Genomic DNA, 14489 nt, shown 5'->3' with positions numbered 1-14489 from the left:
CTTGGTAGCGAGGGGGGATCCGAACGCGGGTCGCGGGCGCTTACCGGACCACGACCGTCCGGATCTCCCACGGACCGAGGACGAGTTCCAGCCCGTTCGCGGCCGGCGTGGCGGACAGCGGCCGGCCGAGCAGGTCGACCGTGGTGGCCTGCGTGAACGCGCCGGTCACGCGAGCGGTCGAGCCCGAGTCGCTCATCGCGGTCAACCGCAGCTCGGTGCCGGCTCCCGGACCGTCCCCGGCGACACGGCGGATGCCGGAGACGAGGACGTCCGCACCGTCGACCCGCAGGCCGGCCGCGTCGGGGGGCAGTTGGCCGCCGGCGGGCGCGGTACCACGGGTGACCAGCACGTCGTTGCGGAAGTCCTCGGCGAGGGCGACGGCACGGGCGCTCTGCCAGCCGGCCGCCGAGGGCACGACGGCGAAGCGGTTCTCGATGCGCACGCCGAGGTCCTGCGCCCCCGGCGCGGGGATCTCACTCGCCGCCGGCTCGTCGCGGAGCGGATGGATGTTGACGCTGATCGAACCGATCGCCCGCAGCAGGGTGACGGCGAGTTCGGAGCCGCCGTCCACGAGTTCGTACTCGGTGACGTGGTCGAGCAGAACGGTGGCGGCACCGGCCGAGACGAACGAGTCGGCGGGGAAGGTCGGGATCGGGTACTCGCCCCAGCCACCCTCGGCGGTGAGCCCGCGTTCGGTGACGGCGAACTGCCCGGCGGAGGCGGAGACCGCCGCCGGCTCGGGCAGCGGCACGTGCAGGCGCAGCCGGTGGTCGGCGGACTGGTTGAGGAAGGACGTGGAGACGCGTACGAACGGCTCGCCCGCGCGTACCTCCACCAGGGTCTCCACCGGGGTCGGCACGGTCCGGCCGCCGCGCACGTCACGGTCGGCGGACAGGGCGGTGGGCCACTCGTACACCCGGGTGATCCGCATCCTCGACCGCAGCGGCCCGCTCTCGAGGAGTTCGACGGCGACCTCGGCGGGCTCCGACACGAGCACATCCCGCGCCGGCGGAGCGTAGTTGTAGCTGTCGCCGCGGTCACCGCCGTCGACGAGGCGGCCGACCCCGCGCAGCAGCGTGCCGTCCGCGCCGGTCACGTCGAGGGTGCCGTCGGCGGCCGCCACGACCTCGACCAGCCCGTTCGCGAGGGTGCGCGCCGTCGCCGTCGCGGGTGCGAACGCCGGCGACGGCGCGGCGGCCGTCTCGGCCGGTGCGACCCGGAAGCTCGCGAGCCCGGAGGCGGGGACGTTCACCGGCACGAGAGCGGTCGCGCGTGCCTCCTCCAGCGTCAGCACCCGCCACTCACCCGGGTGCGCGGCGGCCGCGGCGGCGACCTCGCGGCGCAGGATCAGCAGGTCGAACGGCCCGCTGGTGGGGACCTCGGCGAGGTGGAAGACCAGTGACCCCGGGGTGAGTTCGTACTGGTCGATCTGCCGGCCGAAGAGCTCGCGGCGGTGGATGCGGCGCAGGACGCGTTCGAGTTGCGAGGCGTCCATGCGTTCGTCGCTGAGCACGGTCGGCGCCTCCGCGACCGGCTGCACGGGATATGCCGTGCCGTCGGCCGCGGTGGCGACCAGCACGGTCCCCTCGGGCGCGGCCACGACGTCCACCTCGACCAGCGCGGTGCGCGCGAACGGCAGCGGATTGGCGACCAGGTGGCCGTCGCTCGGCACCAGGGCGGCGGGTTCGGCGAGCGCGGCGTCCCGCACCGCCCGCGCGGCGTGCGCGGCCTCGGCCAGTCGTGCTTCGACCTGATCGGCGGTCTCGTCCGTGCCGGAGCCGACGACGGAGTCGTGCGCGCTCGACTCGATGACCTTGTGCCAGGCGAGTGAGAGGAACCGCGAGTCGTCGCGGCCGGACCACTGCGCGTTGAGCCGCTCGGCGTGGTCGATGGTGCGCTCGGCGACGGCCATCCGCCGCTTGAGCCCGCGCCGTACGGAGATCACGCCCGGGAGGATGTTGCCGCGTACATGGCTGCGCAGCTCACCGGTGACGATGGCCGTGACCTCGTCGCGCGCGTGCTTGCGGATGTACTCGTCGAGCGTCGCGATGGTGATGGGGCGGTCGTCGCCCGACGCGCGCCGCAGCCACTCCGCGAGCCGCGGGTCGGGAGCGTTGTGGTCGGTCCCGGCCATCGCGAGCACCGGGTCGTCACCCCACCGCTCGGCCGTCATCTCCGCGTACTCGCCCAGCGCGCGCCCGATCTGATCGGGGACCAGCAGGACGTCCAGGCCGTTGTCGTAGCCGTCGAAGAGGAACTCGGTGCGCACCTCGGAGCCGTCCGGAGCCCGCCAGCGGAAGGCGTGCCCGTCGACCGAGCCCGGGACGCCGCGCCAGAGCGCCGCGTGCTCGATCCCGGCCCGGGCCAGGATCTGCGGCATCTGCGCGACGTGGCCGAACATGTCCGGCAGATAGCCGATGGGCATCGAGCCGCCGAGTTCCGCCGCGGCGGCCCAGCCCATCCGCAGGTTGCGGACGATGGTCTCGCCGGAGCAGAGGAACTCGTCGAGCAGGATCAGCCACGGCCCGATGGCGAGCCGGCCCTCGGCGACGAGCGCCGCGACGCGCTCGCGGTTCTCCGGCCGCATCTCCAGGTAGTCCTCGACCGCGGCCATCTGACCGTCGACGGTGAACCGGAAGTCAGGGTTCGTCTCGGCCGTCTCCAGCACGGTGTCGAGGGCGGTGACGAGCCGGTGCCGGAACACCTGGAAGGGCTCGTACCATTCCCGGTCCCAGTGGAAGTGGGGCACGAAGACGGCGGATCTGCGCATGCGGGGAGGACCTTCTGTGCTGGCGGGGCGACCGGGACGACCGGGACGACGGAGAGCGCGGACGCGGGGGCTACTTGAGGGAGCCGGCGGCGAGTCCGGTGCGCCAGAACCGCTGGAGGAGGATGAAGACGAGGATCACGGGCACGATCGAGACCAGCGAGCCGGTGATCACGGATTGCTGCAGGAGCGGGGCGCGGGCGGTCTGACCGTTCCACTGGTACAGGCCGAGGGTGATCGGGAAGAGCGACTCCTTCTGCAGCATCACCATCGGCAGGAAGAAGTTGTTCCAGATCGCGACGAACTGGAACAGGAAGATGGTCACCAGCGACGGCGTCATCAGCTTCAGCGCCACCGAGAAGAAGGTGCGGAACTCGCCGGCGCCGTCCAGCCGCGCCGACTCCAGAAGCTCCTGGGGCACGGCGGCGGAGGCGAAGATGCGGGCCAGATAGACGCCGAACGGGCTGACGATGCTGGGCAGGAACACCGCGAGGTAGGTGTTGACGAGCCCCGTCGCCGAGAAGAGGAGGAACAGCGGCAGCGCGAGCGCGGTGGTCGGCACGAGGATGCCGCCGAGGATGACGGAGAACAGGAACTCGCGGCCCCGGAAGGCGAACTTGGCGAGGGCGTAGCCGCACAGCGCGGAGATCAGGGTTCCCACGGCCGCGCCCACCACCGCGTACAGGACGCTGTTCAGGGCCCACCTGCCGAAGATGCCGCCGCTGCGGGTGAAGAGGGTGTCGAGGTTGTCGAACAGGTTGAAGTGCGAGAAGGCCAGCCCGTTGGTGGAGGCGAGGTCGCCCTGCGGCTTCGTCGCCGCGACGATCAGGAAGTAGACGGGCAGCAGGAAGTAGATCGCCAGGAGGAACATCAGGGCCATGGCGGCCGTGCGGCTGACGCGGCTCTCGCGGATCGGGGGCTGGTTGCTCACAGGCCGGCCTTCTTCGAGGTCAGTCGCATGAACCCGAAGCTCAAGACGAAGGTGATGACGGCGATGACCACGGAGACCGCCGCCGCCTGCTGGTAGTTGTTCCCGGAGGCCACCGTGTAGGCGAGCATGTTCGGGGTGAAGGTGCTCGAGATGTTCGAGGAGATCTGCCGCAGCACGGCCGGCTCCGCGTAGAGCTGCAGTGTGCCGATGATGGAGAACACCGTGGTCAGGACGACCGACGGGGCGATGATCGGGACCTTGATCCGCCATGCGATCGCCCAGTTGCTCGCACCGTCGAGCCTGGCGGCCTCGTAGAGCTCCTGCGGGATCGACTGCAGCGCCGAGAACATGATCAGCATGTTGTAGCCGGTCCACAGCCAGGTCGAGACGTTCGCCGCCGACCACAGCACGGCACCCGGGCCGAGGAAGTCGGGCTCCAGCCCGATGCCCTTCAGCAGGTCGACGACCGGGCTCAGTTGCGGCGAGTACAGATACGACCACATGATCGCGGCGATGACGCCGGGTACGGCGTAGGGCATGAACGCCGAGATGCGGAAGAACGACTTGAGCTTCAGCAGGGGAGTGTCGAGCAGCAGGGCCATGACCAGCGCGACGAACAGCATGACCGGCACCTGCACGATGCCGAACAGTCCGATGCGCCCGATGCTGGCCCAGAACTCGATGTTCCGGAAGACCTGTTCGTACTGCTCCAGACCGCCGAAGGTCGTGTACGACGTGCCGTACTGGCCGCCGGTGCGACGCACGACGAGCAGGCTCTGCCAGAGCGCGTAGCCGATCGGCACCAGGTAGAACAGGACGAACGGAAGGAAGAACGGGGTCACGAACGCGGCGATGGTGCCCGCCCGGGGGCCGCCGCCGTTACGGCGACGGCGGCCCCGGGTGGTCGCCACCACGCGGGTCGCGCGGGTTGCGATGTCGGTCATGCTGTGGTCACTTGCCCGCCGCGGCCGGGATCGCCTGGTCCTTCATGGACTTCAGCGCGGCCTCCTGGGCGGCCGACAGCGCGTCGCCGACGGTGCCGTCACCGGCGGCCGCCTTGGCCATCGCGTCCTGGAGCGCCAGGTTCACCGCCTTCTGGGTCGGGCCCCAGGTGAAGCTGGTGTCGATGTTCTTGGACGACTCGGCGAAGACGTCGAAGATCTTCTCGTTGTTGTAGTAGGGCACGCCCTCGGAGAGCGCGGGCAGCGCCAGACCGGCGGTGGCCGCGGGGTAGAGGCCGCCCAGCTTGTTCTCCAGCGCGAGGGCCTCCGGGTCGGTGTTCAGCCAGTTGTTGAACTTGACCGACTCGTACAGGTGCTTGCCGCCCTTCATGAAGGCGACCGTGGATCCGCCCCAGTCACCGGACGCGGCGCTCGTACCCCAGGTCGGCATCGGCACGATCGACCACTTGCCGGCCTGCTTGGGCAGGTTGTCGCGGAACATGCTGTAGCCCCAGGCGGCACCGACGTAGGTGGCGATCTGGTTCTTCTGGTACGCGGTGTACATCTGCGTCGAGCCGTGGGCGAGATCGGTGCGCACCAGCTTGGCGTCGATCAGCTTCTGCCAGTACTCGGCGACCTGCTTGCTCTGCTCGGACTCGACGGTGACCTGCCACTTGTCCCCGGAGTAGGAGTACATCTCGGCGTTGTTCTGCCACAGCAGCCCGTTGAACCACTCGGCGTTGTTCGGGTCGAAGAACGTCATGCTGAGGTTCGGGTCCGCCTTGTGCAGCTTCTGCGCCTCCGTCGCGTACTCGTCCCAGGTCTTCGGGATCTCGAGGCCGTGCTGCTTGAAGATGTCGCTGCGCACATAGAGGGCCATCGGACCGGTGTCCTGCGGGAAGGCGAACACGCCCGTGCCGCCGAAGCTGGTCTGCGACCAGGTCCACGGCACGAACTTCGACTTGGCCGCGGTGGCCGCGGAGCAGGCCGACGCGTCCACGAAGGCGTCCTGGCTGCGCAGGTTGGGCAGCTCGTCGTAGCCGATCTGGGCGAGGTCCGGTGCCTTGCCCGCCTTGAGGGCGTTGCCGATGGTGCCGTACTGGTCGTTGGAGATGTTCTTCGTCTCCACCTGGATGTCCGGGTTCTTCTTGTTCCACAGCGCGACGACTTCGTCCATGCCGGGAACGGTGTTCCAGTACTGGAGGGTGACTTTGCCCTTCGCGGGCGCACAGGAGTCTGCTGATGCGCTGTTACCCGACGGCGCCGGCGATGAGCATCCGGCGAGTACGGCGATGCTGGCTGCCGCGGCGACGACGGCGAGGCGGATGCGCGTGACTGTGCTGCTCATATTTTCCGTTCCAGAGGACGACTAGCGGTGGCGCTAGACGGGTCGACGTTGACACCTCAGGCGGGACGATCGCTGATGGGAAGGGGTGGGCCGCAGCGGCGTCGGTTGCCTTGCCGAACGCCGTTGCGAGATAGGGCAAAACCTCGTATTCCGGTCCCGTGAGCGTTCACGTGAGCGTTCACGTGAACGCTCACGGGATCATTGAGAATTGTTCGGAAGTGTGCGCTCCGGTGTGGTCAAGTGTCAAGACTTCGGGGCGTACACGAGTCCGGCGGGTTAAGCGGATCCGCTCAGCCGCAGTTCGGCCCGGACGACCAGGTCCTCGGCGCCGAGCGGGTCCATCCCGGTCAGCAGCCGGGCGACCTGGTCGATGGCGAGCGCGCCCAACTTCCGCGTGTCGAGGGCGACGCTGGACAGCGGGGGCTCGACCAGGGTGCCGAGTTGCAGACCGTCGAAGCCGATCACGGCGAGGTCCGCGGGAACGCTCCTGCCGAGCCGGCGCGCCTCGCGCAGGGCGCCGATGGCGATGATGTCGTTGAAGGTGAAGACCGCGGTGACCTCGGGATGGTCGGTGAGCAGGGCGCCGAGCGCCGCCCCTCCGCCGTCGGCCGACTGGGCGGCCCCGACCACCAGGCCGGCGTCGATCCCGTGGGCCGCCGCGGCCGCCGCGAACCACTCGCGCCGGATGCTGGGCTCGGAGCGGCCGTCGTGGTCGAGCATCCCGATGCGCTCGTGTCCGGCGGCGACCAGGTGCGCGACCGCGGCGCGGACGCCCTCCTCGCCGTCGATCCTGATGGAGCTGAACCCCGCCGTGTGGTGCTCCCGGCCGATGAGCACCACCGGAAGTCCTCGGGTGAACCGCTCCAGATCGTGCTCGGAACAGCTGAAGTAGCCGACGACGGCGTCCACTTGCGAGGCGATCACCTGAAGGGTGCCGAACTCCTCCTCGGCCCGGTCCGCGGTGTCGTACACGACGACGTGCCAGCCGCGGGCCCGGGCCGCCTCCAGCGCGGCCGCGGCGACCTCGGTGAAGAACGGATTGAGCAGGTCGGGGATGACCAGCCCGATCGTGGTGGTGTCCTGGCGGACCAGACCGCGGGCGAACCGGCTCGGCCGATAGCCGAGCTCGCGGGCCGCGTCGAGGACCCGCTGCTTCGTGGCGGCGTCGATCTCGTCCTTGTCGTTGAGCGCCCGCGACACGGTCTGACGGGACACCCCGGCGGACCGGGCCACGTCATGGATCGTGACCTTCCGGATTTCCGCCCCCGACGACGACACCATCGCGTACCTCCCGCTCCTCGCGGGTGCCGGCGCGCCCGCAGGGCCTGAGTATGCACGTCCCGGGCGCGGCGGCGCGAGATCGTGCCGCCCGGCGGGCCGGGGCACGGCCGGGCCGCTGATCACGGTCACGACCTCGGGAAACGCCGCTCAGGTGGCGACCGTGCGGAACACCGCGCCGAGCGTCTTGAGGTCCAGACCCTCCAGGTGGTCGAGGAAGCGCCGGCGTACGGAGGCGAGGTGGGTCGGCCAGGCCCCTTCCAGGCGGGACAGACCGGCATCCGTGAGGACGGCGTTCCATCCCCGGCCGTCCTGCTCGGACTTGACCCGCCGGATGAACCCCTGGTCCTCCAGCCGACGTGCGACGCCCGTCATGCCGCTGAGCGACATGTCGCAGGCGGCGGCGAGATCGCTCATCCGCAATCTCCGGTCCGGGGCCTCGGAGAGGTTCATCAGGGCCTGGTACTCGATGAGGGGAAGCCGCTGCTCATGGGTCATGTCGGCGTCGAGGGCCCGGGGCAGGGAGTAGATGACGCGGCTGAGGGACCGAACGAGGGCTTCTTCATCCGGATTGAGGGGTATCGGCGGCTCCGCATCCGATTTCATCCGCTGTGTGGCGTCTGGCATGCCCCCACTTTACTTGCTCGGTGAAGCATATATATTTGCTATGCCAAGCAAATATCTTGGAAACGCGGTCCCGCGGCCGTTCCCGCCTGCGCGTCAGCGCCGGATCGGCGGCACTCCTGGAAAGGGAAGCAGATGCCCTACTCGATGACAGACCCCCAGTCCTCCGCCGCGAGCGGGACCGCGGCCGCCGGTTTGACCGCCGGTTTGACCGCCGGTTCGGGCACCGGCTTGACCGCCGGTTCGGGCACCGGCCGGCACCGGGGCCGGCGAGCCGACGGGGACTCGTGCGCACGGGGGAGCGGAGTGGGCGCGGGGGGCGGCCGGCACCGCCGGATCGTGCGCTCGCTGCGGACGCGGGCGGGCGACGAGGAGCCGACCCGCCTGATGACGGGCGACGACGGCGGCACGCCCGGTGCGGACCGGGACTCCGCCCCGGTACGCGCCGAACGCGCCGAACGCGCCGAACGCGACGCGCGCTTCGAGCGGGAGGTGCTGGCCCATCTCGACTCCGTGTACCGGGCGGCCTCGGGTGTCACGGGTGATCCGGCCGACGCCGAGGAACTCGTCATGGAGGTGTTCACGCGGGCGTACGCGGCATTCCCGCGCGTCGTCGACGGCGTCGACCACAAGGCCTGGCTCTACGACCTCCTGGCCTCGGCGTTCGTCGGCCCCCACCCGGAGGTGTGCGTGCTGCCGCCGGAGTCCGGGATTTCGGAGGGGCTGCGGGTGTCCGCGCTGGACGAGTTCGTCCTGATCCCCGAGTCGGACGTCCGGGGCGCCCTCCTCGCGCTGCCGAAGGAGCAGCGGTTCGCCGTGTACCTCGCGGCCGTTGAAGGCTTCACCTATCACCAGATAGCAGACATCATGGATGTTTCCTCGGCAATTGCCGCGTACTGGCTGCACGACGCCCGGCTGCGGCTGTGGGCGGCCGAAGGCCCGCGCGTGGCCGCGTCCGAGGAGGAGTACGTCGCCGGCGGCCTCGTCGGTGCCGGGCGGTCCGGATCCGCGTGACGCGCCGTCGCGGGGGGAGGCCGCGGGGAAGGGCCGGCGGGGCCGCGCCGCCCCCGCGCGAGGTGTGATCTTCGTCGCCTCGTCACATTCCCGGGGCCCGCGCGGTCATGCCCGCGGGAGGCACACCTCCGTCACCTGCGGAAACATGGCCCCCCGCAGCCGGGAATCCTTTGCGGCCCCGCGAGGTTGATGCGAGCGCAGAAAGAAGATGATCACAGTGAACGAACAAGCAACCGCAACCGCGGAACCGTTGCAGCGCCTGGCCGCCGAGGGAGTCTCGATCTGGCTGGACGACCTGTCGCGCAGAAGGATCGCCTCCGGCGACCTCGCCGAACTCGTCGCCTCGGGGCGTGTGGTGGGCGTCACCACGAACCCGTCGATCTTCCAGGCCGCCATCGGCTCGGGGGAGGACTACGGGGAGCAGCTCGCCGAGCTGGCCGTGCGCGGGGTCACCCGGGACGAAGCCGTCCGCATGATGACCGCCGCCGACGTCCGGGCCGCCGCCGACATCCTGCGTCCGGTGTACGAGGCGACCGGCGGCCGGGACGGCCGGGTGTCGATCGAGGTCGACCCGCGTCTGGCCCATCGCACCAGGGCGACCGTCGCCGAGGCCAGGCAACTCGCCTGGCTGGTCGACCGCCCCAACGTGATGATCAAGATCCCGGCCACACCGGCCGGGCTCCCCGCCATCACGGAGGTCATCGGCCTCGGCATCAGCGTGAACGTCACGCTGATCTTCTCGCTGACGCGCTACCGGGAGGTCATGGCGGCCTACCTGGCGGGTCTGGAGAGGGCACGGGCGGCCGGCATCGACCTGTCCACCGTGCACTCCGTCGCCTCGTTCTTCGTCTCCCGCGTCGACACCGAGATCGACAAGCGCCTGGAGAAGCTGGGCACCGACGAGGCCAGGGCCCTCAAGGGCAAGGCGGCACTCGCCAACGCCCGGCTCGCCTACGAGGCCTACCAGGAGGTCTTCGCGGGCGACGGATGGTCCGCGCTCGCCGCGGCCGGCGCCCACGAGCAGCGACCGCTGTGGGCCTCGACGGGCGTGAAGGACCCCGCGTACAAGGACACCCTCTACGTCGACGAGCTGGTCGCGCCCGGAACGGTCAACACCATGCCCCAGGCGACGCTCGACGCCACAGCCGACCACGGCCGCGTCGTAGGGGACACGGTCACCGGCGGATACGACCGGGCCCGCGCCGACCTGGCGGCCGTCGAACGGCTGGGGATCTCCTACGAGGAGGTCGTGAATCAGCTGGAGGACGAGGGCGTCGCGAAGTTCGAGGCGGCCTGGGGCGACCTGCTGGAAGCGATCGGAACCGCACTCAACGACAAGGGAGCCGACGGGCGATGAGCAAGTCCGAGACCACACCCACCATCCCGTGGTCCAACCCCCTGCGTGCCCCCGGCGACCGGCGGCTGCCGCGCATCGCGGGCCCGTCGGGCCTGGTGATCTTCGGCGTCACGGGCGACCTGTCCCGCAAGAAGCTGATGCCGGCCGTGTACGACCTGGCCAACCGCGGGCTGCTGCCGCCGGGCTTCTCGCTCGTCGGCTTCGCCCGCCGCGACTGGGCGGACCAGGACTTCGCCCAGGTCGTGCACGACTCGGTACGCGAGCACGCACGCACCCCCTTCCGAGAGGAGGTCTGGCAGCAGCTCGCCGAGGGCATGCGCTTCATCCCCGGCGACTTCGACGACGACGTGGCGTTCAAGCAACTGGCCGTCACCGTGGACGAACTGGACGCCACCCGGGGGACGAGCGGCAACTACGCCTTCTACCTCTCGGTGCCGCCGAAGTTCTTCCCCAAGGTCGTGCAGCAGCTGAAGAAGCACGGGCTCGCCGACGCCCCCGAGGGCTCCTGGCGGCGCGCCGTCATCGAGAAGCCGTTCGGCCACGACCTGGCCAGCGCCCAGGAGCTGAACGCGATCGTCCACGAGGTGTTCGCCCCGGAGCAGGTGTTCCGGATCGACCACTACCTGGGCAAGGAGACGGTCCAGAACATTCTGGCGCTGCGCTTCGCCAACACGATGTTCGAGCCCGTGTGGAACCGCTCCTACGTCGACCACGTGCAGATCACCATGGCCGAGGACATCGGCATCGGCGGGCGCGCGGGCTACTACGACGGGATCGGCGCCGCGCGCGACGTCATCCAGAACCACCTCCTCCAACTCCTCGCGCTGACCGCGATGGAGGAGCCCGCCTCCTTCGACGCCAAGTCGCTGGTGCGGGAGAAGCTGAAGGCGCTGCAGGCGGTCAAGCTGCCGGCGGACCTGGGCAGGCACACCGTGCGCGGCCAGTACGCGCACGGCTGGCAGGGCGGCGAGGAGGTGCTCGGCTACCTGGAGGAGGACGGCATCGACCCCAAGTCCAAGACCGACACCTATGCCGCGATCAAGTTGGAGATCGACAACCGCCGCTGGGCGGGCGTCCCCTTCTACCTCCGGGCCGGCAAGCGGCTGGGCCGCCGTGTCACCGAGATCGCGGTCGTCTTCCAGCGCGCCCCGCACTCCCCGTTCGATCCGGCGGCGACGCAGGAGCTCGGCCAGAACGCGATCGTCATCCGCGTCCAGCCGGACGAGGGCGTGACCGTGCGCTTCGGGTCGAAGGTGCCCGGGACGTCGATGGAGATCCGGGACGTGACGATGGACTTCGCCTACGGCGAGTCCTTCACCGAGTCCAGCCCGGAGGCCTACGAGCGACTGATCCTCGACGTGCTGCTCGGCGACGCCAACCTCTTCCCGCGGCACCAGGAGGTCGAGGAGTCCTGGAAGATCCTCGACCCGATCGAGGAGTACTGGGACCGCCACGGCAGGCCCGCGCAGTACACCGCCGGTACATGGGGTCCGAAGGCGGCGGACGAGATGCTCGCACGAGACGGACGGAGCTGGCGCAGGCCATGAAGATCGACCTGACCGACACCACGGCAAGCCACATCAACAAGGCCCTGGTGCAGGGCCGCCGGGCGATCGGGAGCCCCGCCGTCGGCATGGTGCTGACGATGGTCGTCGTCACCGACGAGGAGAACGCCCACGATTCCCTGAAGGCGGCCGAGCAGGCCTCGCACGAGCACCCCTCGCGCATCCTGGTCGTCATCAAGCGTCCGGCCCGGACCGCGCAGCGGCCCGTGCCCTCGCGTACCGACGCCGAGGTCCGCGTCGGCTCGGACGCCGGATCCGGCGAGGCGGTACTGCTCAGACTGCACGGTGAGGTGTCCGAGCACGCCGACTCCGTGGTCCTGCCGCTGCTGCTGCCCGACGCCCCCGTCGTCGTGTGGTGGCCGGTCGACGCCCCCGCCGACCCCGCCGCCGACCCGCTCGGCGCGCTGGCGCAGCGCCGGATCACCGACGCCTACGCGGTCGAGCGGCCGCTGGAACAACTGGCGGCCCGGGCGGCCGCCTACGCCCCCGGCGACACCGACCTCGCCTGGACCCGGACGACGCCGTGGCGCTCGATGCTCGCCGCCGCACTCGACCAGGCCCGCGCGCGTGTCACGTCGGCCGTCGTGGAGAGCGAGGCCGACAACCCCAGCGCCGAGCTGCTGGCGCGCTGGTTCACCGACCGGCTGCGCGTACCGGTCGAGCGCGTCGTCACCGACGGCCCCGTCGTCACCGCGGTGCGGCTGAGCACCGCGGACGGCGACATCCTCATCGACCGCCCGGAGGGCGCCGTCGCGCGCCTGTCCATCCCCGGACAGCCCACGCGCACCCTCGCACTGAAGGTGCGCACCACCGCGGAGCTCATCGCCGAGGAGCTCCGCCGCCTCGATCCCGACGAGGCGTACGCCGCGGCGCTCCGGGCCCGGATCACCGCGCCCCCCGCGGCGGCGGCCCCGCCCGCGTCCCCCGCGGCGGCTCCGCCCGCGCCGGCACGGCGGCGGGCACCCCAGCAGAGGAACCAGGAGAAGCACGATGCCTGACACACCCGCACCGAGCCACCGCCCGCAGTGGGCCGCGCTGGCGGACCACCGTGCCGCCGCGCAGCCGGAACTGCGTCTGCGCGAGCTGTTCGCCGCGGACCCCGCGCGCGCGGAGCGGTACACGGTGGAGGTCGGCGACCTGCGCATCGACTACTCCAAGAACCTGATCACGGACGAGACCCTCGCCCTGCTGCGCGACCTGGCCGCCGCCACCGGTGTGTTCGCACTGCGCGACGCCATGTTCCGCGGCGATAAGATCAACGTCACCGAGGGCAGGGCGGTCCTGCACACCGCGCTGCGCGCCGCGCGGGACGCGGTGATCGACGTCGACGGCGAGAACGTCGTGCCGCAGGTGCACGCCGTGCTGGACAAGATGTCCGCCGTCGCCGAGCGGGTCCGCTCCGGTGAGTGGACCGGCCACACCGGCAAGCGGATCAGGAACGTCGTCAACATCGGCATCGGCGGTTCCGACCTCGGTCCGGCCATGGCGTACGAGGCGCTGCGTCCCCACACCGACCGCTCGCTGACGTTCCGCTTCGTCTCCAACGTCGACGGAGCCGACCTCCACGAGGCCCTGCGGGACCTGGACCCGGCCGAGACGCTGTTCATCGTCGCGTCCAAGACCTTCACCACCATCGAGACCATCACCAACGCCACCTCGGCGCGCGGCTGGCTGCTGGCCGGTCTCGACGGCGAGGAGAAGGCGGTGGCCCGGCACTTCGTCGCCCTGTCCACCAACGCCGGCAAGGTCGCGGAGTTCGGCATCGACCCGGACAACATGTTCGAGTTCTGGGACTGGGTGGGCGGCCGCTACTCCTTCGACTCGGCGATCGGCCTGTCCCTGATGATCGCGATCGGTCCGGAGCGTTTCCGGGAGATGCTGGACGGCTTCCGGACCGTCGACGAGCACTTCCGCACCGCACCCGCCGAGGCCAACGCGCCCCTGATCCTCGGCCTGCTCGGGGTCTGGTACGGCAACTTCCTCGACGCGCAGTCGCACGCCGTGCTCCCGTACTCCCACTACCTGTCCAAGTTCACCGCCTACCTGCAGCAACTGGACATGGAGTCCAACGGCAAGTCGGTGGACCGCGACGGGAATCCGGTGGAGTGGCAGACCGGCCCCGTCGTGTGGGGCACTCCCGGCACCAACGGGCAGCACGCCTACTACCAGCTGATCCACCAGGGCACGAAGCTGATCCCGGCCGACCTCATCGGCTTCGCGCGACCGGCCGACGAGCTGAGCGACGAACTCAAGGCCCAACACGGCCCGCTCATGGCCAACCTGTTCGCCCAGGGACAGGCGCTCGCCTTCGGCAAGTCCGCCGACGAGGTGCGCGCCGAGGGGGTGCCCGAGGAGCAGGTGTCCCACCGCACCTTCCGCGGCGACCACCCGACCACCACGATGCTGGCCGCGGAACTGACCCCCTCGGTCCTCGGGCAGCTCATCGCGCTCTACGAGCACAAGGTCTTCGTCCAGGGCGCGATCTGGAACGTCGACTCCTTCGACCAGTGGGGCGTCGAACTCGGCAAGGTCCTGGCCAAGCGGGTAGAACCGGCCCTGACCGGCGACGCCGACGTGGCCGGCCTCGACCCCTCCACCGCGGGACTGGTGGCGGCGTACCGCTCGCTGCGGGGCAACTGACCTGAGCAGACCACGGCGGCGCCG

The 14489-nt window shown here is 70.5% G+C and carries 11 protein-coding genes; 5 read left to right on the top strand and 6 right to left on the bottom strand.

All coding sequences use genetic code 11. The annotated features are described in order from the left end of the window. Positions 1 to 40: 40 nt before the first annotated feature. The 6 genes from AB0F62_RS05295 to AB0F62_RS05270 all read right to left on the bottom strand — a co-directional run bounded on the left by AB0F62_RS05295 (position 41) and on the right by AB0F62_RS05270 (position 7892). A complete protein-coding gene (locus tag AB0F62_RS05295; RefSeq protein ID WP_361792371.1) occupies positions 41 to 2770 on the bottom strand; it encodes an alpha-mannosidase in 2730 nt (909 codons plus the stop codon). Positions 2771 to 2840: 70 nt separating this feature from the next. Next, positions 2841 to 3647, bottom strand: a complete 807-nt coding sequence (locus tag AB0F62_RS05290) for a carbohydrate ABC transporter permease (protein ID WP_361792495.1) — start codon at positions 3645 to 3647, stop codon at positions 2841 to 2843. 47 nt (positions 3648 to 3694) lie between these two features. Then, a complete protein-coding gene (locus AB0F62_RS05285; protein WP_361792369.1) occupies positions 3695 to 4642 on the bottom strand; it encodes a sugar ABC transporter permease in 948 nt (315 codons plus the stop codon). Between the two features lie 7 nt (positions 4643 to 4649). Continuing rightward, on the bottom strand, positions 4650 to 5987 hold the full coding sequence (locus tag AB0F62_RS05280; protein WP_361792367.1) for an ABC transporter substrate-binding protein: 1338 nt from the start codon (positions 5985 to 5987) through the stop codon (positions 4650 to 4652). Positions 5988 to 6263: 276 nt separating this feature from the next. Next, a complete protein-coding gene (locus tag AB0F62_RS05275; RefSeq protein ID WP_361792365.1) occupies positions 6264 to 7268 on the bottom strand; it encodes a LacI family DNA-binding transcriptional regulator in 1005 nt (334 codons plus the stop codon). Between the two features lie 147 nt (positions 7269 to 7415). Further along, positions 7416 to 7892: a MarR family transcriptional regulator gene (locus AB0F62_RS05270; RefSeq protein ID WP_361792363.1), complete on the bottom strand. Its 477-nt coding sequence runs from the start codon at positions 7890 to 7892 to the stop codon at positions 7416 to 7418. Between the two features lie 336 nt (positions 7893 to 8228). Here AB0F62_RS05270 and AB0F62_RS05265 point away from each other — a divergent pair, with 336 nt between their 5' ends. The 5 genes from AB0F62_RS05265 (at position 8229) to pgi (ending at position 14465) form a co-directional block, all read left to right on the top strand. Continuing rightward, a complete protein-coding gene (locus AB0F62_RS05265; RefSeq protein WP_361792361.1) occupies positions 8229 to 8903 on the top strand; it encodes a sigma factor-like helix-turn-helix DNA-binding protein in 675 nt (224 codons plus the stop codon). Between the two features lie 208 nt (positions 8904 to 9111). Then, complete coding sequence (tal, locus tag AB0F62_RS05260) at positions 9112 to 10260, top strand: transaldolase (RefSeq protein ID WP_361792359.1); 1149 nt, start codon at positions 9112 to 9114, stop codon at positions 10258 to 10260. After that, on the top strand, positions 10257 to 11807 hold the full coding sequence (zwf, locus tag AB0F62_RS05255; protein ID WP_361792357.1) for a glucose-6-phosphate dehydrogenase: 1551 nt from the start codon (positions 10257 to 10259) through the stop codon (positions 11805 to 11807). The genes tal and zwf overlap by 4 nt, the downstream gene beginning before the upstream one ends. Continuing rightward, on the top strand, positions 11804 to 12823 hold the full coding sequence (gene opcA / locus AB0F62_RS05250; RefSeq protein ID WP_361792355.1) for a glucose-6-phosphate dehydrogenase assembly protein OpcA: 1020 nt from the start codon (positions 11804 to 11806) through the stop codon (positions 12821 to 12823). Before zwf ends, opcA begins: the two co-directional genes overlap by 4 nt. Beyond that, on the top strand, positions 12816 to 14465 hold the full coding sequence (pgi, locus tag AB0F62_RS05245; protein ID WP_361792353.1) for a glucose-6-phosphate isomerase: 1650 nt from the start codon (positions 12816 to 12818) through the stop codon (positions 14463 to 14465). Before opcA ends, pgi begins: the two co-directional genes overlap by 8 nt. The last annotated feature ends 24 nt before the right edge of the window (positions 14466 to 14489 follow it).

Source organism: Streptomyces sp. NPDC026673 (genome assembly GCF_040638135.1).
Lineage (GTDB): Bacteria > Actinomycetota > Actinomycetes > Streptomycetales > Streptomycetaceae > Actinacidiphila.
The sequence above is the reverse complement of the archived record's forward strand: the minus strand, read 5'-3'. Positions and strand labels throughout refer to the sequence as shown.